This window comes from Microbacterium halotolerans, from assembly GCF_003569805.1.
GTDB classification, from domain to species: domain Bacteria; phylum Actinomycetota; class Actinomycetes; order Actinomycetales; family Microbacteriaceae; genus Microbacterium; species Microbacterium halotolerans.
Window position 1 is genome coordinate 236,811 of sequence record NZ_KZ984051.1, and the last position, 23,707, is coordinate 260,517.

The window sequence follows — 23,707 nt, forward strand, 5'->3', positions numbered from 1 at the left end:
AATGAAGAGATACCTCGCGGAGTGGGCGCAGGGCTACTTCACCGCGCCGGCGGTGAAGCCGCCGACGATGTACTTCTGCAGGAACAGGAACAGCAGCGGCAGCTTGATCAGCCGGAGCACCTGGAACGGCTTCGCGCCGTCGACGGTCGCCGCTTCCTGCAGCTCATCCGGAATCGACTGCAGTGCGCCCGTGCAGACGAGGAACATGTACGGGAAGCCGAGCCAGATGTTCACGATCAGCACGGAGACCTTCGCCATCCACGGATCCGTCAGCCAGGGGATCTCGGCCCCGCCGAAGATCACCTCGTTCAGGAATCCGAAGCTCTGGTTCATCATGCCGGCCCACACCAGCGCCGACAGGAACGACGGGATCGCGTACGGCAGGATCAGCAGCGAGCGGTAGATGCGGCGCCCGCGCATCCTGGCGTTGTTGAACGTGATCGCCAGGAACAGCCCGACGGCGAACGTGGCGCCCACGGTGATCAGGGCGAACGCGAACGTCCACAGCGTGACGAAGACGAGCGGGCCGGCGAGTCTGGTGTCGGTGACCGCCTTGACGAAGCTCTCCAGGCCGACGGCGACCTTCCACCCCGGCAGCAGCTCCTCGCCGCTGTCCGAAGTGAAGGCTCCGGTGCCGACATCCCTGTAGACGGCACCGAAAATGAAAACGTTTCCGTATCTGCCTCGAAGAAGGCGCGCGCACTTTGCTCGCTCTCTCCATCCGGGTCTGAGTCACAAGCATGCACACATTCGGAATGGAATGCAAACGTTTCCACTTTTCGTGATCATCCCGTACTCTGATGCCATGACAAGCCGATGGTGGCGCTCTGCCGTGATCTATCAGATCTATCCGCGATCCTTCGCCGATGCTTCAGGCGACGGCGTCGGCGATCTCATCGGCATCACGAATCGGCTCGATTCGCTGCGCGACCTCGGCGTCGACGTCGTATGGCTCTCGCCGTTCATGACCTCGCCGCAGAAGGACGCCGGCTACGACATCGCCGACTACTGCGACGTCGACCCGATCTTCGGCACGCTCGCAGACTTCGACGCGATGCTGGCGCGTGCCAAGCAGCTCGATCTGCGGGTGATCGTCGACCTGGTGCCGAACCACTCCTCCGATCAGCATCCGTGGTTCCAGAAGGCGCTCGCCTCGATGCCGGGCAGCGCCGAGCGCTCCCGCTACCTGTTCCGTGCGGGCAGGGGCGAGAACGGTGAGGCGCCTCCGAACAACTGGAAGTCGATCTTCGGCGGCCCTGCCTGGACGCGGGTGACCGAAGCCGACGGCGCGCCTGGCCAGTGGTACCTGCACCTGTTCGACGCGTCGCAGCCCGACTTCGACTGGTCGAACGAGGAGGTGCGTGCGGAGTTCCGCCGCATTCTGCGGTTCTGGCTCGACCGCGGCGTGGACGGCTTCCGTGTCGACGTGGCGCACGGTCTGGTCAAGCGCGAGGGCCTTCCCGACTACACCCCACCGGAGGACGGCGATTCGATGGGCGGCATCGAGCCCGCCCCGTACTTCGGCCAGGACGGCGTGCACGACGTGTACCGCGACTGGCGGAGGGTGCTGGACGAGTACGACGGCGAGCGCGTGCTGTGCGCTGAGGCGTGGATGCCGACCGTCGACGAGATCGCCCTGTGGGTGCGCGACGACGAGATGCACCAGGCGTTCAACTTCGCCTACGCGATGACGAGGTGGAACCCGGCCGATCTGCGCGAGGTCATCGTGGACTCGCTGCGCGCGTTCTCCGCAGTGGGGGCGCCGTCGACCTGGGTGCTGTCGAACCACGACGTGATCCGGCACACCACGCGCCTCGCCCTGCCCGCCGATGTGCCGCAGGGCCACGGCATCGGTCCCAAGACCCCGGATCTCCCCGACACGGCGGTCGGCCTCCGCCGCGGACGCGCTGCCACGACGCTGATGCTCGCGCTGCCCGGCTCCGCGTACCTCTACCAGGGCGAGGAGCTCGGCCTGCCTGAGGCGATCGACCTTCCGGATGACGCGCGGCAGGATCCGACCTGGTTCCGGCACAACGGCGAGCGATACGGGCGCGACGGATGCCGCGTGCCGATTCCGTGGGAAGCCGATCTGCCGGCGTACGGGTTCAGCCAGACGGGAGAGGCGTGGCTGCCGCAGCCGGATGACTGGGCCGAGTACGCACGCGACCGTCAGGCGGGGGTCGAGGGATCTACTCTGGAGCTGTACCGCACGCTGCTCCGCCTCCGCCGCGAGCTCGGACTCGCAACCGGCGAGCTGGAGTGGGCGGAAGCGGCACAGGACGACGTGGTCGCGCTCCGCGTGGGCGAGGTCACGGTGATCGCCAACCTGGGCGAGCAGGCGGTGCCGCTGCCGGAGGGCGCGGAGGTGCTGGTCGCCAGCGGCGAGCTCGACGGCGGCGCCGTGCCCACCGACACCGCGGTCTGGCTGCGCGGGGCGTAACCGAAAGCCGGTGGCACGGCCCGCCGAACGGTGGAGCGGTCTGCTTGCTGACACAGCGCAGTCATCCCGGCACCCGCGGACCCGGCGGTCGGCGGGATTCCGACAGGACGAAGCGGTGTCGGCCAGAATCGACTGCGTTGTGTCAGTGTGACGACCACCGCGACGGCCTGAGAGGATGCGATCGTGAACATCGCCGAGGTGGCCCGCGCGGCCGGGGTGTCGAACGCCACCGTCTCACGTGCGCTGTCCGGCCGCGGTTCGGTCTCGCCCAAGACGCGTGAGCGGGTGCTGCAGGCCGCGGCCGAGCTGGGCTACGTCGTCTCGCAGGCGGCATCGACCCTTGCCAGCGGCCGCAACCGCAATGTCGGTCTGGTGCTGCCGTTCCTCGACAAGTGGTTCTTCACCCAGGTGCTCGCCGGCGCCCAGGAGCGCCTGATGCGCGCCGGCTACGACGTGACGCTGTACAACCTCGCCGGCCGCGGCTTCGAACGGCGCGAGGTGTTCGAGAACTTCCTGCTGCGCCGCCGCGTCGATGCGGTGATCGCGGTGTCGCTGGAGCTCACCGACGACGAGATCGAGCGCCTGCACGCACTCGACAAACCACTCGTCGGCGTCGGCGGGCCGATCGAGGGGGTGCGTACGTTGGCCATCGACGACGTGCTCGCCGCCCGCCTCGCCACCGAGCACCTGATCGGGCTCGGTCACACCCGCATCGCGCACATCGGCGGCGACGATGCCAACGACCTCGACTTCCATCTGCCCACCAAGCGCCGCCAGGGGTACGAGGATGCGCTCGTCTCCGCAGGCGCGACCCCGGATCACGCACTGCTCGCGGCGGCGGACTTCACACTCCCCGGTGGCTATCGCGCCGCGAAGCAGCTGCTCGGCGCTCCGGCCGGGCACCGGCCCACGGCGATCTTCGCCGCATCGGACGAGATGGCGATCGGCGCCGTCCTCGCGGCCAGGGATCTCGGACTCGTCGTACCGCACGACCTGTCGGTGATCGGTGTCGACGACCACGATCTCGCCGAGTTCTTCGGACTCACCACGATCGCGCAGTTCCCCTCTGACCAGGGCGCCCTCGCCGCCGAGTCGCTGCTGGCCGAGCTCGAACCGGAGACGCACGAACCGATCGACACGCTGCTGCCCTTCGAGCTCGTGGTGCGCTCGTCGACCGCGCGCCCTCGACCCGAGTAGGCCGTGCGCGGCGCCCGCCTCCGCGCACAACGCAACAGATCGCGCCTTCCCACACACCGTCATCCGGAACCGGTGTTGTCGAACGCGCATCCTGTTGCCGAACGCGCGCCGCGCCGTTCCATCCGGCTACTCGTCGTTCACCCGAGCGCTACGCGGTGCTCATAGCGTGCTCAGGGTCAGGCCGCTGTCGCGGCACCAGAGCCACCGGAAGACGCCATGCCCCACACGTCACGGCGAGGAGCGGCACGGTTCGCCGCCCTCGCGACCGCCGCTGCAGTTCTCGTTCCCATCATCGGCTTCGCCTCGCCCGCCGCCGCGGCCGAGGCGCCTGCGGTGTTCGTCTCGGAGATCGTGCCGGACAACCCCGGCTACGACGACTTCGAGTACTTCGAGGTGACGAACGCCTCGGATGCACCCGTTTCGCTCGCCGAGGACGGCATCGAGTTCTCGTACGCGTACGACGACTCCGGCGACACCGGCAGCCAGATCCCGCTCGCCGTGGAGCACGACGTGACACTGGCCGCAGGCGAATCGGTCGTGCTCTGGCTGAGCTACACGACCAGCACGGTCGACTCCTTCGCGCACACGGCAGACGACTTCCGCGAGTTCACGGGCGCGGCCGCTGAGACCCAGGTCGTGCGTGTGACCGGTCAGAACGGCTTCGCCAACGGCGGCTCCCGCACCGTGCGCGTGAACGACGCGTCGGGAAACCTGACCTGGTCGCACTACCCCGCAGACTCCGCCTCCGCGGATGCCGGTGTCGACTTCCACGTGCCGGAGGGTGCGGGCGCCGCCTCGGCGGTGTATCGAGAGCAGGCGCCGTATTCACCCGGCACCGTCGACGCGGAGCAGCTGGTCCCCGGCGACGCACCGGATGACGACATGCCTGAGGACATCGGCACGCTCGAGCCGAACCCCGACGCATCGGGTGCCGAGCTGCAGGTCACCGAGGTGCTGCCGGATTCGACGAACGTCGGCGGCAGCGACGGCTACGAATTCATCGAAGTGTTCAACGCCTCCGCTCACGATGTCGACTTCGGCGAGTACGCGATCAGCTACCTGTATCCGCAGGACTACGAGACCAACACGAACGAGGCGCTCTGGCCCGCCGACCCGGCTGACGTCACCATCCGCGCGGGCGAGACGCTGGTGCTGTGGATCAAGAACGGCCCCAACGACGCCCTCACCGACACCGACTTCAACGCGCAGTTCTCCAGCGACCTGACGCTCGGCGAAGACCTCGTCGAGATCCACGCGGCCGGAATGGCGAACGGTTCGGCGCGCGGCCTCGCGATCCGCACGAACACGGGCTTCGACGTCAACCGCGCGTACTACAACATGGAAGGTGCCGACGACACGAACCCGGATCAGGGCATCCGGTATGCCCCCACCGACGATGAGAAGCTGCAGGACCAGGTCGAGTCGTTCCCCGCCACTCCCGGCCGGGTGCAGGTGGATCAGGTCGGCGACGGCCTCGTCGTGCCCGCTCCGGATGAGGCGGAGCCGGTGATCGACGACCGCACGGCGGCCGAGATCGACCCGGCCGAGGACTTCCGCATCTCGCTCGGCGTGACCGACGACATCCGGATCAGCACCGTCAGGGTCGAGCTGCGCAACGACATCGACGGGTCCGCGCAGACGGTGAACCTGCTGCACGCAGGCGACGACGTCTACGAGCATTCCGTGGCTGCCGCAGATCTCACGGGCAAGGGCTGGTACGAGTACACGATCACGGCCAGCGACGGCACCCACGAGGTGACCACGGATCCCCGCCGGGCGACCGTCGCCGGTGCCGACCGCGATCCGGTGCGCCTCAACCTGGCCGACGGCGACCTCGTCGGCGGCACCGCCACCGTCTCGGCGAGCGGCGACGCCCACCCCTCGCCGCTCGAACTGACGATCGACGGCACAGCGGTCGACTCCTACCCGTCGCTCGAGAGCGAGCCGCAGTTCGTGTTCGAGACCTCGCAGACCGACTTCTACTTCCGCAACGGCGTGCGCATCGGCGAGGAGGTGCTGCACATCTTCGACGAGGGCACGTACGAGCGCACCGAGACGATCGCCGTGCCCGTGCCCCTCGGGCACATCGACGAGCGCGAACCCGTGACGGTGAGCATCTGGGCGGGCACGAAGGCCGGGCCGTGGATCGACGAGGACGAGAACAACGACGACTTCGTGATCTCCGGAATGCGCCTGGTGCTGCCGGACGGCCGCACGCTGCGCCCCGCCGGATACGACGACCCGACCGAGATCGTGGCGATGGGCGACAGCTCAGGCAAGCACGACTACTTCGACTCGACGTTCTCGCTGCCTGATGATGCGTTCACGGCGGTCGCGAACGACTGGGACACGACGGAGGTTCCGGATGGCGCGCACGAGATCGCCGCGACCGACGGGCAGCACGAGGCGACGGCCGAGGCGATCGTCGACAACACCGCGCCGTCGATCGCGCCCTCCGTCGCCGACGGCGAGGCCTACCAGGGCGAATTCTCGCTCGACGCCGAGATCATCGACGCCTCGCCGGTGGAGGCGCTGGCGTTCCTCGACGACGAGCGCATCGAGCTCGGGCACAGCACCAGCTCGACGGAGCTCGAAGCGGGCGAGCACTCCTTCCGCGTGGTCGCGAACGACGCCGTCGGAAACTCCGCTGAGGAAGAGGTGACGTTCCTGGTGCCGGAGGAGCAGCCCGGTTCCAACGGGTTCTCGCCCGACGACGGTGCAGAGGTCGAGGCGGGCGACGTCGTACTGCAGGCGACGCTGAGCGACCCGACGAACGACGTGCTCGACGCCTCGTTCCGCCGCGGCAGCGTGACGCGCCTGGGCGATGAGGGCGTGCGCGCGGGCGGTGGCACCACAACAGACGCCGACGCGCTGCTGGCCGCCGACACCGAGCTGGCCACGACGGACGGTCTGGAGCCGGTCGTCGCCGAGAACGGCCTGCCGTACCAGCTGTTCGAGGTCGACCTGCCGGAGCTCGACGATCCGGATGCCGCCGCTCGCGTGACGTGGCAGGGGTCGGCCGACGCGGATGCGCAGGTGATCCTCTACGCGCTGCGCGCGGATGGCGAGGAGTGGGTCGAGCTCGACCGGTTCCGCACCACCGGAGACGGCGAAGAGTTCGAGCTGTCCGGCACGGCCGCGCTGGCCGAGCACGCCGTCGACGGCACGATCACGGCGCTCGTGCAGCACTCGGAGGGCTTCGCCGGTGAGGATCTCTCGACCCGTGAGAGCGAGGTGACACCGGCCCATCCGGACGACACTCCGCGCTCGGAGTACGACTTCTCGATCGCGTGGGAGTCCGACACCCAGTACTACAACGAGGAGTTCTACGACCACCAGGTCGCGATCCACGACTACGTGCTGGATCAGCGCGAAGAGCAGAACATCCAGTATCTGATCCACACGGGCGACATCGTCGACGACTACGACCAGCCGTACCAGTGGGCCAACGCCGACCCGCAGTACCAGAGGCTCGACGACGCAGGCCTGCCGTACGGGGTGCTGGCGGGCAACCACGATGTGGGCAGCGGCGCCAGCGACTACTCGAAGTACGGCGAGTTCTTCGGGGAGGACCGCTACGCGGGCAACCCATGGTACGGCGAGAGCTTCGAGAACAACCGCGGGCACTACGACCTGTTCACGGCGGGCGGCATCGACTTCATCACGGTGTACATGGGGTGGGACCCGCAGCAGAACGCGATCGACTGGATGAACGACGTGCTCGCCCGCTACCCGGAGCGCGTCGCGATCGTGAACCTGCACGAGTTCATGCTGACCACGGGCGGGCTCGGCCCGGTGCCGCAGCAGATCATGGACGAGGTCGTCGCGACGAACCCGAACGTGAAGATGGTCTTCAGCGGTCACTACCACGACGCCTTCACCAGGGTCGACGAGTTCGACGACGACGGCGACGGCACGCCCGACCGCACGGTGCACTCGATGCTGTTCGACTACCAGGGCCTGCCGGAGGGCGGCCAGGGCTTCCTGCGCATGCTGCAGTTCGACAACGACGGCGAGCGGATGCGGGTGCGCACGTACTCGCCGTCGCTCGAGCAGTACAACTCGGAGGACGAGTCGCTGCTGGGCACGGACGACGATCCCTACGCATACCAGGACTTCGTGGTCTCCTATGCCGAGTTGGGCATCACGCCGAGCGACAAGCAGCTCGAGACGGAGTCGTTCACGGCGGAGGTGCTGGAGTCGACGGAGATCGGTGCGGACCACGGCGTGGCGGCGGGAGACGTCGCGACCGCGGTGTGGTCGCTGCAGGAGCCTGGCGACTACGGCTGGTACGTGCACACCAGCGACGAGCACGGCGGGGTCGACGACTCGGCCGTGCAGACCTTCGCGCTCGTCGAGGGCGAAGATCCGGATCAGCCGCAGACGCCGGAGCTCGCAATCGGCGCCGAGCGGGTGGCAGCGGGAGAATCGGTGCGGGTGAGCGTGACGGGATTCCCCGCTGGTGCGGAGATCGACTTCGCCCTCGTCTCGCCCGACGGCGTCCAGACGCGGGCTATGGTCGCCGCGGCCTTCGCGGCGAGCGCTCCGCTCGGGGTGCTGACCGCCGACGCGGACGGCGAGGCCACGGGTGGGCTGACCATCCCCGCCGGCACCTCGCCCGGCGCGTACGTGCTGCGGGCCGCGTCCGGTGATGTCAGCGCAGACGCGGCGATCGAGGTGGTCGCCGCCGATGACTCGGACGGCACAGGTGACGGTGACGGGACGGGTGGCGACGGCGGGACCGACGGCAGCGGAGGCGGATCGGGCGACGACGGCGGCGACGGTGCTGACGGAGACAGCACCGTCACGGACGGATCGGGCGACGGTTCCGGCACCGGGGCATCCGGAGACTCCCTCCCCGCAACGGGAAGCGCGATCGCCGTCGGGGCGCTCAGCCTTGCGGGCCTGGCGCTGCTCGCGCTCGGCGCGTGGTTCGTCGCGCGACGGCGGCGGCTGGGCCAGCCTCGCGCATAGCGCAGCAGATCGCGCGTTCCCGCACACGAGCATCCGGACTCCGTGTTGCGGAACGCGCGATCTGCTGCCGAACGCGCGGGCGCTGGGCGGTGGTCTAGCGTGGAGACATGGCTGAGCACGTCGTCGTCACCGTCCCCACCGAGCACCTCGTCGCGGACGTGCGCCGCGAGCTGGATCCGAGCCTCGACGTCGACGTCGTGCTGTGGAACCCGGACGACGCACCGCCCGTGGAGCGTGCCGACATGGTCGTGATGCCGTACATGGCGAAGCCCGACACGATGACGGAGCACCTCGCCGCACTCGCGCCGCGCCTGGTGCAGGGGCAGTCGATCGGGTACGACGACGTGCACGAATACCTGCCGGACGGGCTGCCGTTCGCGAACGCGTCGAGCGTGCACGAGACGGCGACCGCCGAGCTGGCGATCGGTCTCATCCTGATGGCGCAGCGCCAGCTCGCCGACTTCGTGCGCCAGCAGGACCGCGCGGAGTGGACCAAGTCGTGGTCGCGCGGCCTCGCCGACCGCCGCGTGCTGCTGCTCGGCTACGGCGGCGTGGGCAAGGCGATCGCCTCAAGGCTCGCGCCGTTCGAGGTCGAGGTCGTTCCCGTGGCATCCTCCGCCCGCGTCGAGGACGGAGTGCAGGTGCACGCGCTCGCCGAGCTGGGCGACCTCGCGCCCACCGCAGAGATCCTCGTCAACGCCCTGCCAGGGGGCGACGCGACCCGACACGTCATCGACGACTCCGTGCTCAGCGCCCTCCCCGACGACGCGCTCGTGGTCAACGTCGGCCGCGGCACCAGCGTCGACACCGAGGCGCTCGTCGACCACGTGCATCGGGGCCGCATCCGGTCCGCCAGCGACGTCTTCGATCCGGAGCCGCTGCCGACCGGCCACCCGCTGTGGTCGCTGCCCGGCTCGATCGTCGCTCCGCACGCCGGCGGCATCAGCCGCGCCATGTTCACGCGCATCGCCCGGCTCGTCGCCGCACAGGCCGGGCGCCTCGCACGCGGCGAGGCGCCGGCCAACGTGGTGCTGGGCGGCTGACGAGTGCCTCGTCGTCACACCGCGGTGTAGCCGCCGTCGATCAGGTAGTACGAACCGGTGACGAACGAGGCGTCGTCGGAGAGCAGGAACCGGATGACCGTGGCGATCTCCTCCGGGCGGCCGAGGCGACCGAGCGGGTGCTTGGCGACCAGACCCTGCTTCACCTCATCCGGAGCGCCGGCCAGCAGAGGGGTGTCGATGTAGCCGGGGCCGATCGCGTTGACGCGCAGACCCTGCGGGCCGTACTCCGCTGCGGCGTTCTTCGTCACGCCGACGACGGCGTGCTTCGTCGCCGTGTACGCGGCATTGCCGGGAGCGGCGACCGTGCCGTGGATCGACGCCATGTTCACAATCGCCGACTCCTCGGCACCCGCGGCGAGCATGGCGGGGATCTGGTGGCGCATGCCGTAGGCGACGCCGTTGAGGTTGATGCCGACGACCGTGTCCCAGCTGTCGAGGTCCATCTCGCCGACCGGTGCGCTGGCGCCCCCGATGCCGGCGTTGTTGACGGCGTAGTTGAGCTTGCCGTAGGTGTCGACCGCGAAGGCGACGGCCTTCTCACTGTCAGAGGCGACAGCGGTGTTCCCCTCGAACGCCGAAGCCTCACCGCCTGCCTCCCGGATCTCGTCGACCACGCGCTGTGCGGAGGCGAGCTTGATGTCGGTGACGACGACCTTCGCACCGTGCGAGGCGAGTTCCTTCGCCGTGGCCTCGCCGATGCCCGATCCTCCGCCGGTCACGAGTGCGACCCTGCCTTCGAATGCCATAATTGAACCTCCGGTTTCCCGCGTCTGAACTTCATGCGAACGCATGATTCTTCTTCTCCTCATGCTACGCCCGGCGCGGAGATCCGGCCTCTGTTCCGCGCATTCCTCTCGCGGTTCTCCCTCACCGATGGAACGATGACCTCATGACGACGACCTCAACGCGCCCGAACGCAATCGATCGCTTCTTCAGAATCTCGGAGCGCGGCTCCACGATCGGAACTGAGATCCGCGGCGGTCTCGTCACCTTCTTCGCGATGAGCTACATCATCGTGCTGAACCCGCTCATCATCGGCACCTCACCCGACAGCACGGGCGCCTTCCTCGGCGGCGGCGACGCCCCGAACCTCGGCATGATCGCCTCGGCGACGGCGCTCATCGCCGGCGTGATGTCCATCCTGATGGGCCTGCTCGCCAACTTTCCGCTGGCGATGGCCGCGGGCCTCGGCATCAACGCGATCGTGGCGTACTCGATCGCCACGATGCCGGATGTGACCTGGGCGGATGCGATGGGCGTCATCGTGATCGAGGGAGTGCTCATCCTGATCCTGGTGCTCACCGGGTTCCGGACCGCGGTCTTCCGCGCGGTGCCGGCGCCGCTGAAGACCGCGATCGGCGTAGGCATCGGTCTGTTCATCACACTGATCGGGCTCACCAACGCCGGCTTCGTGGTCGGTGACGGCGGTACGATCCTCTCCCTGGGCGATCTCGGCACGTGGCCGATCCTGGTGTTCGTGTTCGGCCTGGTTCTCGCGATCGTGCTGCACGTGCGCAAGGTGCGCGGCGCCATCCTGATCTCGATCCTCGCGGCGACCGTGCTCGCGGTGATCCTCGAGAACACCATGCACATCGGGGGCCGCGGCGAGGACAACCCCGGCGGCTTCAACTCCCCGCCGACCTTCGACGGGGTGTTCGCGCTGCCCGACTTCTCGCTGCTCGGCCAGTTCGACATCGTCGGGGCCTTCGTGCACATCGGGCCGGTCGCGCTGATCCTGCTCGTGTTCACGGTGATGCTCGCCGACTTCTTCGACACGATGGGAACGATGGTCGCCATCGGCGGTGAGGCGAAGCTGCTCGACAAGAACGGCAACCCGCCGCGCACGAAGCAGATCCTGATCGTCGACTCGGTCGGCGCGATCGCCGGAGGCGCCGGTTCGGTGTCGTCGAACACCGCCTTCGTCGAGTCGACCGCCGGTGTCGCAGAAGGCGCGCGCACGGGCCTCGCCGCCATCGTGACGGGCATCGCCTTCCTGCTGTCGACGCTGTTCGCCCCGCTCGTCGCGCTGGTGCCCTACGAGGCCGCGGCGCCAGCGCTGGTGCTGGTCGGGTTCCTGATGCTGACGCAGGTGTCGGGCATCGACTGGAAGTCGATCGACGTGTCGCTGCCCGCATTCCTCACGATCGCGATCATGCCGTTCACCTACTCGATCGCAGACGGCATCGGCGCGGGCTTCGTCGCGTACATCATCGTGAAGCTCGCCCGCGGCAGGGCGCGCGAGATCCACCCGCTGATGTGGGTGGTGGGCGCCCTCTTCGTGATCTACTTCACGATCGATCCGATCAGCGCCCTGCTCGGCGTCTGATGCAGGCTCTTTTCTTCAAGCCTCCGGTTTGAAGGGCTGCGCCGGATGCGCGGGGCGCGAGTCAGGTGTGAGACCGGATGGCTTGTCGGTGCGGGCGGGCTCGGCACGTGAGTCGACGGGGCGGGCACCGGAGACCAGGCCGGGCAGGCCGCCGCGGCCCGGCGTCGCGATCAGCGCGATCACCACGGCGAGCACGAACAGAGCGTCGAAGCCCGGCGCGAACGCCATCACGAGCTGCCACCCGCCGACTCCTCCCAGATAGCGCAGCAGGTTGCGCACGACCGCGGGGCGCGCTCCGCCCTGCCACCGGATGGCGATGGCAGCATCGCCGATGGTGCGGCCGGTGATCAGGGTGATCAGACCGAACAGGACCAGCGGAACCGCCGTGAAGGCGATATCTGCCAACCTCGACCCACCGTCGAGGTCACGGCCCAGCACGAAGAGCAGGAAGCCGTTCACTGCGACACCGGCGACAGTGCCGACCAGCCAGTACGCAAGCGCATCGCACAGCATGCCGAGCATCCGGCGCCAGAACGTCACAGGGCGCGCCGTCGGCGGCTCGTACGCCGCGTCTCGGCGCGCCAAGATCGGTCTCAGCGCGAGCGAGAGCACACCACCGGCGAGTGCTCCTGCCGTGTTCGCGATCAGGTCGTCGACGTCGAAGAGCCGGTACCCGCACGAGTAGATGCCCCACACACCGGTGTACTGCGTGCATTCGATGAGGAACGAGATCGCCAGCCCGGCGGCCGTCGTGACGACGATCCCGCGACGCCACACCATCCGGAGGAAGAAGCCCAGCGGGACGAACAGCGCCACGTTGAGCACGAACTGCATCACCGCGGGGTTGCGCGCGATCGCGCCGAGCGATCCGACCGGGTAGCTCAGGATGTCGTCGACGAACTGGAACGGCGTCGTCTGCGCGCTGACGCATCTGATCGCCTCGGGGCTCGGCAGCGGGAGGAGCGTGTAGGTCCACAGCGCGAGCCCGTAGATCAGGAAGCCCACCCAGACGAGGATCTGCACGAGCGACAGCCGCCCCGTGCGGCGGTACTGCACTGCGACGAACGGGATGAACAGGACGGCGGCCAGCCCGACACCGAGCATGATCGCGACGACGGCTGGATAGACCTGCGAGCTCACGGCACCACGCTACCCGGGCCCCGCTGAGTTCAGAATGCGGGCGCTGTGAACACCGTGCGCACGTCGCCGGCGTGCTCGCGGCCGCTGAGGCCGGTGAGCTCGAGGATGACGCCGGTTCCTGCCACGACGGCGCCGAGATCGCTCACCAGCTGCTGCGCCGCGGCGAGGGTGCCGCCCGTGGCGAGCACGTCGTCGAGCAGGAGCACGCGCTCTCCGGGCTTCAGGACGTCAGGGCCCTCGATCGTGGCCGTGCCGTATTCGAGGGAGTACGACACCGCGGCGGCGGGACGCGGGAGCTTGCCGGCTTTGCGGATCGGCAGCATGCCGACGCCTGTCTGCGCCGCGATGTATCCGGCGATCAGGAAGCCGCGCGCCTCGATGCCCGCGACGATGTCGAACGACCCGCGGAACGGTTCGACGATCGCGTCGCACACGGCGCGCATGGCTCCGCCGTCAGCGATCAGCGGCGAGATGTCGCGGAACAGCACCCCCGCCTCCGGGTAGTCCGGGATCTGGGCGATCAGCGATTCGGCACGTTCCAGCGCGGCGTTCGTCACCCCGCCAGATTACCCTCCGCGCCCGCTGCCGAGATGCGCACTTCTCGTCGAGATGCGCCGCTTCGGACGCCGATCCGTCGAATAAGTGCGCATCTCGCGAGCCGGTTCGCGCGGGCTCTAAGCTGAGGGCATGAGACTGACCGCCATCGCCGACGAGACGCACTGGGTGCCCGTCACGGGCTCCATGGGGTTCGCTGGACGCAGGCACCGCAAGGCGGCCATCCGGATGCTGATGACCCAGACGCGCAGACAGCTCGGGCTCGAGGGGAAAGCGGGGAAGTTCGGAGCGTGGCTGCTCAGCCAGGCCGCGCCCGCCCTGCTGAAGAAGGCCGACGGCCGGATGCTCGCATGGGTGTGGCGCGACGACGCGGAGCTGCTCGTGGCGATCGCGCAGACACAGGAGATGACGCCGAACCTGCGCGCGGCTCGTGCCATGGCACCGATGGAGTACGACGACACCGAGGACTTCCATAGTCCGTTCCTCGGAACGGGCGAGAAGCTGGTGCTCGATCTGCCGAGCGACCGCAACCAGCCGCCGACGGCGACCTACACCTGGGACACGGGCACGCACCTGATCACGCTGAGCGCGATGTGCTCCGACCGCGAGCGGTTCGGCACGGTGCTCGCACCCCTCGACGATCTGGCTCGCACCATCCGGATCGCGGGGGACGAGACCGTCGGCGAGTCGAACACGCTGCGCATCGACCCCGCCTGACGCCAGCGCCGCGCGCCCTGTTCGCGAAGTGCCCCGTTGTCGCCGAGATGCGCCGTTCTCGCCGTCGTTTCGGACGACAACGGCGCATCTCGGCGAACGGACTACGGCACGGTGACGAGAACCTTCACCTGTTCCGGATCGTCCGAGGCGCGGAACGCGTCGCCCGTCTGCGCAAGCGGGAAGGTCGCCGTGACCAGCTCGTCGATCGCGAATGTCTTGCGGCGCAGCAGGGCGATGGCGTGGTCGACGTCCTCGCGCACGTACATCAGGTTGCCGATCAGCTCGATCTCATGGTCCTGGATGAGGTCGAGCGGCACGAGCGTTCCGCCGGCCGGAACGCCCACGATCATCAGCCTGCCGCCCTTGTAGAGCAGGTCGATGCCGAGCGCCACCGTCGACTCGCGCGAGACGCCGTCGAACACCACGTGCGCGTCGCCGCCCAGCGCGGCCTTCGCGTCGGCGGCCGCCGTCGGCGATGTCGGATCGAATGTGCCCGTCGCCCCGAGCCGCTCCGCGCGCTCGCGCTTGCTCGCGACCAGGTCGGCCACCACAACGGCCTCGGCGCCCGCGTCCTTCGCCGCGATGGCGAGGAACAGCCCGATCGGGCCCGCACCGAACACGACGACGCGGCGGCCGGCCAGATCGCCGGCGCGACGCACGGCGTGCACCGGCGTCGCGAGCGGCTCGATGAGCGCGGCCCAGGCGTCGTCGAGGTCGTCCGGCAGCTCGATCACGCGGTCTGCGCCGATTACGAACTCATCGGCCAGGCCGCCGGGCGTCTGGCACCCGAACACGTCGAGCGTCGCGCAGATGTTGTAGCGCCCCTCGCGGCACGGTTCGCACTCACCGCACGCGAGGTTCGGCTCGATCACGACCCGCTTGCCGATGACATCCGGATCGACTCCCTCGCCTGCACCGGCGACGACGCCCACGATCTCGTGGCCCGGCCGGAACGGAAGGTCGATGAACGGATGGCGGCCGTGGGCCGCGTGCACGTCGGAGCCGCAGATGCCGACGACCGTGCTGCGAACCAGCACCTCGCCCGCCGCGGGCACCGGCGCAGGAACCGTCTCGACCGAGACCTCGTCGATGCCCTCGACAAGGATTCTCCTGATCTCCTTCATGATGTTCTCCCTGGTGATTCTGGTGCGACAACCGCTCGCGAGATGCGCACTTTTCGTTCAGATCGGCGTCAAAACTGGCGCATTTCGACGAAATGTGCGCATCTCGGCAGCTGGGCGCGGGGCTCAGACGGCGGTGTAGCCGCCGTCTGCGACGAGGACCGAGCCGGTGATGAAGGACGACGCGGGGCCGGCGAGGAACACCACGCTGGGGGCGATCTCCTCGGGAAGGGCGAACCGCTGCTGCGGGGTGTCCTCGACCCAGTACCGCTGGAACTCCGGCTTGTCGACCGGCGCCATCTCGGTCTTCACGTAGCCGGGGGCGACGGCGTTGACCCGGATGCCCAGGGGCGCCCACTCGACGGCGAGCGACTTGGTGAGGTGGTGCACCGCCGCCTTGGAGGCGTTGTACGCCGGCTGCATCTGCGGGCGGTTCACGATCAGCCCCGACATGCTGCCGATGTTCACGACCGAGCCGCTGCCGTTCTCGCGCATGTGCGCGCCGAAGGCGAGCGACGCCTTCCACAGTGCGCGCACGTTGAGCTGCCAGACGTCGTCCCACTCGCTGTCCGTGACGTCCCACGACTCATTGTGATAACAGGTTCCCGCGTTGTTGACAAGGATGTCGACGCGACCGCCGAGGCCTTCTACGGCCTCCGCTGTCATCCGTGCCACCTGCTCATCGTCGGTGATGTCGGCCGTGATCGCGAAGATCTCGTGACCGGCCTCACGAGCCTCGGCGACCATCTTCTCGTTGCGCTCGGCGTTGCGTGCGACGATCGCCACGCGTGCGCCGTTCTCAGCGAGCGCCAGCGCGAACGCCCTGCCGAGACCCTGATTCCCTCCGGTGACCACGGCGGTGAGTCCGGAGAGGCTGAACATCTGTGTCATGCGATTTCCTTCCGTGCGTTCGGGTAGACGACGGCCTTGAGGCTGTTGGGGTCCTTGTCGCTGTCGAGCGCCTCGGCGGCGTGCTCGAGGTCGAATCGTCCGGTCACGAGTGAGTCGAGGTCGACCTGACCGCTCGCCACCAGCTCGATGCCGACGCGCCAGGTGTCGGTGTAGCGGAAGATGCCCGTCACCGAGATCTCGAGGTTCTGGATGTGCTCTACGGGCAGGTTCATCTCGGAGTTGCCGAGGCCGACCAGCACGGCGTATCCGGCAGGACGGATCGCCTTGATGCCGTCGAACACCGCGCGGGGTGCGCCGCTGGCGTCGATGAACGCGTCGACCTCGAGGCCCGCGTTCGCGATGTCGACCTGGGTCGGGTCGATCGTCTTCGTCGCCCCGTAGCCGAGTGCGCGCTCGCGCCGCTCGGCGACGAGGTCGCTGATGATGATCTCGGTCGCGCCGAACGCCCGCGCGATCTGCGCGCAGATGATGCCGATGGGCCCGGCACCGGCGATGAGCACGCGCGAGCCCGGCACGATGTGCGCCTTGCGGGCCGTGGTGATGGCGACCGACAGCGGCTCGAGCAGCGCGGCAGCCTCGTCGGAGATCTCATCCGGAATCGCATGGGCGAAGATCGACTCGATCGTCACGTAGCCGCAGAAGGCACCGTCGATCGGCGGCGTCGCGTAGAACTCCATGTGCGGGCAGAGGTTGTAGCGGCCTGCGAGGCACTCGCGGCAGGTGTGGCACGGCTTCTGCGGCTCGACCGCGACGCGCTGGCCGACGCGGGCGGGGTCGACGCCGTCGCCGACCGCGACGATGCGCCCCGACAGTTCGTGCCCGAGAACGAGCGGGTCGGTGACGACGAAGTCGCCGATGCGGCCGTGTCGGAAATAGTGCGTGTCGGAACCGCACACGCCGACAGCTGCGACCTCGACGACGACGTCGCCGTGGCCGGCCTGGGGAACTGGGCGCTCCTGGATCTCGAGCGACTGCGTGCCGGTGAGCACGCTGGCGCGCATGGTGTCTGGCAGTGCGGTGGTCATGACTGTTCCTCTCCTGTGCGTGCGGCGGCGAACAGCGCTCGCCCCGCAACGATGGTGGTGGCGCCGGCGGCGATGCACCGCTCGGCGAGCTCTTCCGTCACGCCTCCGTCGACGCCGACGGCGCGACGCCCGCTCAGCTCGGCGACCCGGTCGACGAGAGCGGGGTCCGCGATATCGATTGTGCCCGGTTCGATCAGCATCACAAGGGCACCGTCTGCATCGGCGGGCACGACGGCCGCATCGTGCGGACCGATCGCAGCCCACACGGCGATGCCGGTGCTCCGCAACGCCGTCACGAGGGCACCGGGCTCGGCCCACAGCTCGGGCGGCAGCATGACGACGGCCGCTCGCGTCTCGATCGCCGCGGCGATCGTCTCGCCGACTGCGCGATCGGCACAGGCGTCGATCTCTGCGCCGTCGACGATCAGGTGCACCTCGAGCCGCGCATCCGGTGCGGCCTCGCGCGCGGCGCGCATCTCATCCGGTGTGAGCCCGCGGTGGCGGCCGGTCGGATCGATGACCACGTCGACGTGCACGTGCAGCCCTCGGGCGGCGAGCGCCGATGCAGCGGCCGCACGCTCGGCGGGAGCAACCGCATAGAGGCTCCCCGATGCACGAGGTCCGTCGGGCGCGTCAGCGGAGATCGCGACGGCCCACTCTGCGATCTCCACGGCTTCGGCCGGGCGGACGGCGCTCACGCGTCGTCCAGCGTCCGGATGGCCGCGGTTGCGGCGTAGGCGGCGGCCGGATCTCGGTCGATCTCGCGCGGCGAGGCGATGATCTCGCGGGCCGGTGCCCACGCGGTGCGCACCTCTGCGACCGAGCGACCCGTCGCGACGGCGGCTGCCTGCACGGCCGCGCCGCGCGCCGTGGCCTCGCCGGCATCGGTGCGATGCACAGGACGGCCGAGAAGGTCGGCGAGGAGCTGCGGGTACGACGCGGAGCGGGCTCCTCCGCCGAGCGCGATCACGTCGGCCGAGGTGTCGACGCCCTCGCGTGCGATGGCGCGATGGGCGGCGATGAGGCCGAGCACGACGCCCTCGTACGCGGCGCGCGCGACCTCCTCACGGGTCGAGTCGGTGCGGATGCCGCCGAGGATGCCGACCGCGTTCGGCAGATTCGGGGTGCGCTCGCCGTCGAGGTACGCCGCCAGCACGGGGCCGCTGCGGTCGAGCGGGGCCGACATCGCGAGCTCGTCGAGCTCCGCGTGACCGACACCGAGGATGCGGGCGAAGGCGTCGGTGACCTTCGCGGCGTTGAGCGTCGAGGAGATCGGCAGGTAGCCGCCGGTCATGTCGGAGACGCCGTCGACGTCGCCCGACAGGTCGAAGGTGGGGTCGGCGCTGAGCGCCGAGACGACCCCGGATGTGCCGAACGAGTAGGCGACGTCGCCGGGCTGGAGCCCGAGCCCGAGGGCTGCGGCGTGCTGATCGCCGCCGCCGGAGCCGACGGAGACGGGGCCGGCGATGCCGAGTGCCTCGAGTGCCTGCGCGTGCACGGTGCCCACGGCTTCATCCGGATGGGCGACGCGCGGAAGCATGGCATCCCACGCACGATCCGGATCGATGTGCGCGAGGAACTCGGGCAGGTATCGTCCGTGGGCGGCGTCGAAGTAGCCGGTGCCCGAGGCCTCGGAGCGGTCTGTGACGCGCTCGCCGGTCAGGCGGAAGGTCAGATAGTCGTGCGGCAGCAGCACGGTGCTGGTGCGCGCGAAGTTCTCCGGCTCGTGCTCGGCGAGCCAGGCCAGCTTGCTGATCGTGAAGGCGGCCGTCGGCAGCGTGCCCGTCGCGCGCACGAAGCGCTCGCGCCCTATGGTGTCGAGCAGGCGCGTCATCTGCTCGGCACTCGTGGTGTCGTTCCAGAGCTTGGCGGCTCGCACGGGCTCGCCCGCATCGTCGAGCGCAACGAGGCCGTGGCACTGCGCCGCGATCGAGATCGCGATGACGCGATCGCCGGGCGCCGCGTCCGAGCGCGCCTCGCGGAACGCCGCGACGAACGCGTCCCACCATGCCCGCGGGTCCTGCTCGCTCGCCGGCGGTGTCACGGGCGGGTGCGCCGCCGAACCGGTCGCGACGAACTCGCCCGTCGCCGCGTCGCACAGCTCTACCTTGCACGACTGCGTCGAGGAGTCCACGCCCGCGACGAGCTCGCGGGCGGGTGCGGTGGGGTGGGTCACATCACGTCCTGTATGAGGAGGGGCTTCTGGTGTCCGTGGCCCGGGCCGAACCCGCACTGCGGATCCGGCCCAGGCAACGCTTGCGCCGCGGGGACGCGCTGGGCCGCAGCGAGGCGCGTACTCACTCCCAGCGCACCGCGCTCAGCTCACCCGTTCCGGACAGGAGTGAGTGCGTGCCTCGCAAGGCGGAGGAGGGAGTCGTACTGCGTACGGCGACTGACGACAACGCAGCGAGGCGCGTGGTCACTCCTGTCCGGGCAGGCCTTCGTAGGCGACGTCGCCGGACTCGAGGTTCCGCTCGGTCAGCTCGGTGAGGCCGTCGAGGAACGCGTCGCGCTCGGTGACGACGTGGCCGATCGCGTCATCGACGTTCTCGGTCGTGACGGCGGGCATCGTGTAGACGAGGTGGTTGTCCGCGACGTCGTCGCCGCGGGCGATCTTGCCGGCCAGTGCGACGCCTGCGGCGAGCTGCACGGTGCCGTTCTGCAGCGAGGTGCCGATGAAGTCACCGTTCTTGACGGCGTTCAGGCCGTCCTCGATGCCGTCGATGCCGACGACCGGAACGTCGCCCATGCCGGCCTCGTCGAGTGCCTGCTTGGCGCCGATCCCCATGTCGTCGTTCTGCGAGATGACGCCGTCGATGTCGTCGCCGAAGGCCGAGATCCAGTTGCTCATCTTGTTGATGGCCTCTTCACGGCTCCAGTTGGCGGTGTCCTTGGCGAGCACCTCCATGTCGGGGTTCTCCTCGAGCACCTGGTCGATGCCGGCGCCGCGGTTGATCTCGCCCGAGCCGCCGAGCGGACCCTGCAGCACGACCACGTTGCCCTCGCCGCCGAGCTCGTCGACCATCATCTGCGCCTCCTGGGCGCCGGCGGCCACGTCATCCGGCTGCACGGAACCGGCGACCTCGTCGTTGTTCAGCGTCGCGTTGACGTCGAGAAGCGGGATCTCGGCGGCTGCCGCTGCAGTGACCTGCGGCTGCAGGGTGTCCTGCTGCACGGGAACGACCACGATGGCGTCGACGCCTGCGTTGATGTACTGGTCGATCTGGTCGGCCTGGGTCGGCACGTCCATCGACGCCGAGTTCCAGAGGATCTCGATGTCGTTCTCCTCGGCGTAGCGGTCGATGCCCTCCTTGCCCTCGGTGATGAACGAGGACATCTCGTAGACGCTGACGCCGATCGTGATGGTGTCGTCGCCACCGGCGTTCGGGTCTCCTGCGCCGCAGGCGGTGAGTGCGACGGCGGTGGTGGCCACGGCGCCGACGCCGATGGTGCCACGGATGAGGCTGCGGAACTTCATTGTGTTTCTCCTTGGTTGCGGGTCAGGTGAAGGGAGGGGTGGTCAGCTTCTGCGTTTCGCTGCCCAGACGTCGACGGAGACGGCCGCGACGATCAGCAGACCCTTGACGACGTCCTGCCAGTAGGCGGGTACGGTGAGGATGTCGAGGCCGTTGTTCAGCGTCTGGATCATCAGCAGGCCGAGCGCCGTGCCCCAGATGGTGCCGCGGCCGCCCATCAGGCTGGCGCCGCCGATCACGACGGCTGCGATCGCGTCGAGCTCGTACCCGACGCCGAGGCTGGGCGAGCCGTTGATCGTGCGCGAGGCCAGCATGATGCCGGAGACGCCTGCGAGCGCGCCGCTGATCGTGTAGACGAGGAACTTCACGCGCCCGGTCTTGATGCCGGCGATGCGTGAGGCCTGCTCGTTGCCGCCGACGGCGTACACGTGCATGCCGAACTTGGTGCGGCGCATCATGATGCCGAAGCCGACGATGCCGATGATCATCAGGATGACCGGGATGGTGAGGCCGAGGACCTCGGTGTTCGCGAACTGGCTGAAGTTCTGGGGCAGGCCGTTGATCGGGGCGCCGCCGCCGATCACATAGGCGAGTCCGGATGCCAGTGTCAGCATTCCCAGCGTGGCGATGAACGGTGGAACGTCGAGCACTGAGACCACGAAGCCGTTCACTGCTCCCGCCACTGCTCCGACCAGGATCGCGACGGCGAGTGCGAGGAACAGCTGATCGGGCAGCGACTTCGCAGTGTAGGCACCGGCCATCGCGCTGAGGGCGATGACGCTGCCGACCGAGAGGTCGATGCCACCGGTCAGGATGACGAGGGTCTGCCCGAGCGCGATCAGGGCGAACGGTGCGGCGGCGATCAGGATCGTGACCACGTTGTCCGGCGTGGCGAATCGCGCGCTGCGGTAGGCGAAGAATGCGATCACGACGATCAGCACGAGAACCATGGCGTAGCGGATCGCCATGTCCTGCAGCCACTTGGCGCTGAATGCGCGCCGCTTCTCGACGGCGGTGTCGGTGCTCATCGTTCCGTTTCCTCCTGGGTTTCTGCGGTGGTGGCGGTGCCCTCCAGGAGGCCACTCGCATAGCGGAAGATGCGGTCCTGCGCATCCTCCTGCTGAAGTTCTTCCTTGCTGAGTTCGGCGACCACGCCGCCGTCGCGCATCACCAGCGCGCGGTGCGAGAGACTGAGGATCTCCGGCATGTCGCTGGAGGCCATCAGCACGGCCATTCCCTTGGCCGCGAGGTCGACGATGATCCGGTAGATCTCGCTGCGCGCCCCGACGTCCACGCCGCGGGTCGGCTCATCGAGCAGCAGCACATCGACGTCGCCGACGAGCCAGCGCGCGAATACGACCTTCTGCTGGTTGCCGCCCGAGAGCGTCTCCATCGGCTGGTTCAGTCCGCGGCTCTTCAGGCGCACCGACTCCGTCGCCGCCCCGACGTCCTCACGGCGCTTGCGCTGGCGCAGCCATCCGGCGATGTTGAACTGCTCGATCCGCGGCAGCGTGGCGTTGTCGAGCACGTCCATCTGCAGCACCCCGCCCGCGCCCTTGCGGTCCTCCGGCACGAAGGCGACGTTCGCGACGATCGACGCGCCGGGGTCGTTGCGGCGCACCTTCTTGCCGGCGATGCGCACCTCGCCCGACTCGACCCTGCGGATGCCGAAGATGCCCTCCATCAGCTCGGAGCGCCCCGCGCCGACGAGGCCGGACAGGCCGACGATCTCGCCCCGGCGCACCGAGAGGTCGACGGTGTTGTGCGCGTCCTCGATCTGAAGCTTCGTCACCTCGAGCACGACCTCGTCTGCCGGCTCTGCGACATCCGGGAAGAGGTCCTCGAGCTCACGACCGATCATCGCCGTGACGATGTCGTCGTCGGAGACGTCGCGCATCGGCGCGTCCATCACGAGACCGCCGTCGCGGAGCACGACCACTTTGTCGGCGAGCTCGCGCATCTCCTCCATCTTGTGCGTCGTGAACAGCAGCGCCACGCCCTGGTCGCGCAGCTTGCGCATCACCTCGACCAGGCGAGCGACCTCGCGCGCGGCGATCGCGCTCGACGGCTCGTCGAGCAGAATCGCGCGGGCGCCGGTGTTGGTGGCCTTGATGATCTCGATCATCTGCCTGACGCCGACGGGGAGCGTGCCCATCCGGGTGCTCGGGTCGATCGTCAGATCGAACTCCGCAAGGTTCCTGCGGGCCTCCTCGATCATCTCGCGTCGGCGAAGCCCCATCGGTCCGCGCAGCTCGCGGCCGATGAAGATGTTCTCGTAGACCGTCATGTCGGGCAGCGACGCGAGCTCCTGCGGAACGATCGCCACTCCCGCCTTGGCCGCGGCCTGTGTGCTTCCCGTCGGCAGCTCGGCGCCGCGCGCGAGCACGATGCCGCTGTCTGCCTTGTACTGCCCCGACGCGATCTTCATCAGCGTCGACTTTCCCGCGCCGTTCTCCCCGGCGAGGGCCGTGATCGTGCCCGGTTCGAGCGCGAGGCTGATTCCCTTCAGCACCGGCACCCCGCCGAACCCCTTGTAGATGTCACGCACCTCGAGCGCGACCGGAGCTTCGGTCGCGCCCGACGGCACGGGCGTCGTCTGCATCGTTGCCACAACTGGTCCTTCCGCGAGCACGCGCACGGTGCGTGCTCAGATCGACGGATCGACTGTACATGAAATCGCTCTTGTGTGCATATGGGGCGCTCAGATGAGCGGCGATGCTGTACGGTGGGTGCACGGTTGCGCACGGGAGCGCGGCACGA

Annotated in this window: 19 protein-coding genes; 7 read left to right on the top strand and 12 right to left on the bottom strand. The window is 68.9% G+C overall.

The annotated features are described in order from the left end of the window. Positions 1-33: 33 nt before the first annotated feature. Positions 34-477: an ABC transporter permease subunit gene (locus DZG09_RS01045; RefSeq protein ID WP_420845865.1), complete on the bottom strand. Its 444-nt coding sequence runs from the start codon at positions 475-477 to the stop codon at positions 34-36. 31 nt (positions 478-508) lie between these two features. On the opposite strand from DZG09_RS01045, the gene DZG09_RS17045 reads away from it, so the two are divergent. The 5 genes from DZG09_RS17045 (at position 509) to DZG09_RS01065 (ending at position 9,654) form a co-directional block, all read left to right on the top strand. After that, complete coding sequence (locus DZG09_RS17045; protein ID WP_420845866.1) at positions 509-649, top strand: hypothetical protein; 141 nt, start codon at positions 509-511, stop codon at positions 647-649. Positions 650-760: 111 nt separating this feature from the next. Next, entirely contained in the window at positions 761-2,440 is a 1,680-nt protein-coding gene (locus DZG09_RS01050) for a glycoside hydrolase family 13 protein (protein ID WP_119695890.1), read from the top strand. A 180-nt stretch (positions 2,441-2,620) separates the two neighbouring features. Next, the gene (locus tag DZG09_RS01055; RefSeq protein WP_119695891.1) at positions 2,621-3,637 is read left to right on the top strand and encodes a LacI family DNA-binding transcriptional regulator; all 1,017 of its coding nucleotides are present in this window, start codon (positions 2,621-2,623) and stop codon (positions 3,635-3,637) included. A gap of 216 nt (positions 3,638-3,853) precedes the next feature. Next, positions 3,854-8,611 carry a lamin tail domain-containing metallophosphoesterase family protein gene (locus tag DZG09_RS01060; protein WP_119695892.1) on the top strand — a complete coding sequence of 1,586 codons (4,758 nt, stop codon included), beginning with the start codon at positions 3,854-3,856 and terminating at the stop codon, positions 8,609-8,611. 107 nt (positions 8,612-8,718) lie between these two features. Further along, positions 8,719-9,654 carry an NAD(P)-dependent oxidoreductase gene (locus DZG09_RS01065; protein ID WP_119695893.1) on the top strand — a complete coding sequence of 312 codons (936 nt, stop codon included), beginning with the start codon at positions 8,719-8,721 and terminating at the stop codon, positions 9,652-9,654. Between the two features lie 14 nt (positions 9,655-9,668). Here DZG09_RS01065 and DZG09_RS01070 read toward each other — a convergent pair whose 3' ends face one another. After that, a complete protein-coding gene (locus tag DZG09_RS01070) occupies positions 9,669-10,421 on the bottom strand; it encodes an SDR family NAD(P)-dependent oxidoreductase (protein WP_205529018.1) in 753 nt (250 codons plus the stop codon). 143 nt (positions 10,422-10,564) lie between these two features. Here DZG09_RS01070 and DZG09_RS01075 point away from each other — a divergent pair, with 143 nt between their 5' ends. Next, on the top strand, positions 10,565-12,001 hold the full coding sequence (locus tag DZG09_RS01075; RefSeq protein WP_119695894.1) for an NCS2 family permease: 1,437 nt from the start codon (positions 10,565-10,567) through the stop codon (positions 11,999-12,001). Between the two features lie 15 nt (positions 12,002-12,016). On the opposite strand, the gene DZG09_RS01080 is transcribed toward DZG09_RS01075, so the two are convergent. Both DZG09_RS01080 and DZG09_RS01085 read right to left on the bottom strand, forming a co-directional pair. Then, complete coding sequence (locus tag DZG09_RS01080; protein ID WP_119695895.1) at positions 12,017-13,141, bottom strand: VanZ family protein; 1,125 nt, start codon at positions 13,139-13,141, stop codon at positions 12,017-12,019. Positions 13,142-13,170: 29 nt separating this feature from the next. Next, positions 13,171-13,698 carry an adenine phosphoribosyltransferase gene (locus DZG09_RS01085; protein ID WP_119695896.1) on the bottom strand — a complete coding sequence of 176 codons (528 nt, stop codon included), beginning with the start codon at positions 13,696-13,698 and terminating at the stop codon, positions 13,171-13,173. Between the two features lie 130 nt (positions 13,699-13,828). Between DZG09_RS01085 and DZG09_RS01090 the strand changes: the two genes are divergently transcribed. Next, entirely contained in the window at positions 13,829-14,413 is a 585-nt protein-coding gene (locus DZG09_RS01090; RefSeq protein ID WP_119695897.1) for a hypothetical protein, read from the top strand. A 101-nt stretch (positions 14,414-14,514) separates the two neighbouring features. On the opposite strand, the gene DZG09_RS01095 is transcribed toward DZG09_RS01090, so the two are convergent. The 8 genes from DZG09_RS01095 to DZG09_RS01130 form a co-directional block, all read right to left on the bottom strand. After that, positions 14,515-15,537: a zinc-dependent alcohol dehydrogenase gene (locus DZG09_RS01095; protein ID WP_119695898.1), complete on the bottom strand. Its 1,023-nt coding sequence runs from the start codon at positions 15,535-15,537 to the stop codon at positions 14,515-14,517. A 123-nt stretch (positions 15,538-15,660) separates the two neighbouring features. Beyond that, positions 15,661-16,425, bottom strand: coding sequence for an SDR family NAD(P)-dependent oxidoreductase (locus tag DZG09_RS01100; protein WP_119695899.1), 765 nt, complete (start codon positions 16,423-16,425; stop codon positions 15,661-15,663). Next, on the bottom strand, positions 16,422-17,471 hold the full coding sequence (locus DZG09_RS01105) for an NAD(P)-dependent alcohol dehydrogenase (RefSeq protein WP_119695900.1): 1,050 nt from the start codon (positions 17,469-17,471) through the stop codon (positions 16,422-16,424). Before DZG09_RS01105 ends, DZG09_RS01100 begins: the two co-directional genes overlap by 4 nt. Further along, positions 17,468-18,169 (bottom strand): beta/alpha barrel domain-containing protein, encoded by a 702-nt coding sequence (locus DZG09_RS01110; protein ID WP_119695901.1) that lies wholly within the window; start codon positions 18,167-18,169, stop codon positions 17,468-17,470. The genes DZG09_RS01105 and DZG09_RS01110 overlap by 4 nt, the downstream gene beginning before the upstream one ends. Further along, the gene (gene xylB / locus DZG09_RS01115; protein WP_162893085.1) at positions 18,166-19,647 is read right to left on the bottom strand and encodes a xylulokinase; all 1,482 of its coding nucleotides are present in this window, start codon (positions 19,645-19,647) and stop codon (positions 18,166-18,168) included. The genes DZG09_RS01110 and xylB overlap by 4 nt, the downstream gene beginning before the upstream one ends. A gap of 243 nt (positions 19,648-19,890) precedes the next feature. Next, a complete protein-coding gene (locus tag DZG09_RS01120) occupies positions 19,891-20,949 on the bottom strand; it encodes a substrate-binding domain-containing protein (protein ID WP_119695903.1) in 1,059 nt (352 codons plus the stop codon). A gap of 42 nt (positions 20,950-20,991) precedes the next feature. Further along, positions 20,992-21,975, bottom strand: coding sequence for an ABC transporter permease (locus tag DZG09_RS01125; protein ID WP_119695904.1), 984 nt, complete (start codon positions 21,973-21,975; stop codon positions 20,992-20,994). After that, positions 21,972-23,549 carry a sugar ABC transporter ATP-binding protein gene (locus tag DZG09_RS01130; RefSeq protein ID WP_119697309.1) on the bottom strand — a complete coding sequence of 526 codons (1,578 nt, stop codon included), beginning with the start codon at positions 23,547-23,549 and terminating at the stop codon, positions 21,972-21,974. Before DZG09_RS01130 ends, DZG09_RS01125 begins: the two co-directional genes overlap by 4 nt. Positions 23,550-23,707: the final 158 nt, after the last annotated feature.

What these genes read in the sequence shown, in the direction of transcription:
- DZG09_RS01050 (WP_119695890.1), top strand. Translation starts at nt 761, where the DNA reads ATGCAAACGTTTCCACTTTTCGTGATCATCCCGTACTCTGATGCCATG.
- DZG09_RS01060 (WP_119695892.1), top strand. Translation starts at nt 3,854, where the DNA reads ATGCCCCACACGTCACGGCGAGGAGCGGCACGGTTCGCCGCCCTCGCG.
- DZG09_RS01065 (WP_119695893.1), top strand. Translation starts at nt 8,719, where the DNA reads ATGGCTGAGCACGTCGTCGTCACCGTCCCCACCGAGCACCTCGTCGCG.
- DZG09_RS01070 (WP_205529018.1), bottom strand. Translation starts at nt 10,421, where the DNA reads ATGGCATTCGAAGGCAGGGTCGCACTCGTGACCGGCGGAGGATCGGGC.
- DZG09_RS01075 (WP_119695894.1), top strand. Translation starts at nt 10,565, where the DNA reads ATGACGACGACCTCAACGCGCCCGAACGCAATCGATCGCTTCTTCAGA.
- DZG09_RS01090 (WP_119695897.1), top strand. Translation starts at nt 13,829, where the DNA reads ATGAGACTGACCGCCATCGCCGACGAGACGCACTGGGTGCCCGTCACG.
- DZG09_RS01095 (WP_119695898.1), bottom strand. Translation starts at nt 15,537, where the DNA reads ATGAAGGAGATCAGGAGAATCCTTGTCGAGGGCATCGACGAGGTCTCG.
- DZG09_RS01100 (WP_119695899.1), bottom strand. Translation starts at nt 16,425, where the DNA reads ATGACACAGATGTTCAGCCTCTCCGGACTCACCGCCGTGGTCACCGGA.
- DZG09_RS01105 (WP_119695900.1), bottom strand. Translation starts at nt 17,471, where the DNA reads ATGACCACCGCACTGCCAGACACCATGCGCGCCAGCGTGCTCACCGGC.
- DZG09_RS01120 (WP_119695903.1), bottom strand. Translation starts at nt 20,949, where the DNA reads ATGAAGTTCCGCAGCCTCATCCGTGGCACCATCGGCGTCGGCGCCGTG.
- DZG09_RS01125 (WP_119695904.1), bottom strand. Translation starts at nt 21,975, where the DNA reads ATGAGCACCGACACCGCCGTCGAGAAGCGGCGCGCATTCAGCGCCAAG.
- DZG09_RS01130 (WP_119697309.1), bottom strand. Translation starts at nt 23,549, where the DNA reads ATGCAGACGACGCCCGTGCCGTCGGGCGCGACCGAAGCTCCGGTCGCG.